General features: G+C 59.4%; 1 protein-coding gene. It reads left to right on the top strand.

All coding sequences use genetic code 11. The features are described 5' to 3' along the window. Positions 1–360 (top strand): efflux RND transporter permease subunit (locus E5Q11_RS17370; protein WP_135804708.1); only part of this gene is annotated, 360 nt, incomplete at both ends.

Below are 360 nucleotides of genomic sequence, written 5' to 3'. Positions count from 1 at the left end.
GATATTTCCGGCGCCAGCGATCAGCTCAATGCCACCCGTGATGCCCTTACCGGCAACTTCATCATCGCGGTGGTGATTGTGTACCTGCTGCTGGTAGCCATCTTCGCCCACTGGGACTTCCCATTGCTGATCCTGACGGCCATTCCATTAGGAGTCGCTGGCGGCATCGTCGGCCTGGCGCTGATGAATCTGGTGGGCGGCCTGTTGCCGAAAATCGGCCTGCTACCCCTGAGTCAGCCGTTCGACATGATCACCATGCTCGGCTTTCTGATTCTGATGGGCACGGTGGTGAACAACCCCATCCCGGTGGTGGAGCAGGCGCGGCAGAACCTGCGCCAGAGGGACATTTCCGTGGTTGAT

Source organism: Marinobacter confluentis (assembly GCF_004785685.1).
Taxonomy (GTDB): Bacteria; Pseudomonadota; Gammaproteobacteria; order Pseudomonadales; family Oleiphilaceae; genus Marinobacter; species Marinobacter confluentis.
This window is presented reverse-complemented; position numbering and strand designations above follow the sequence as displayed.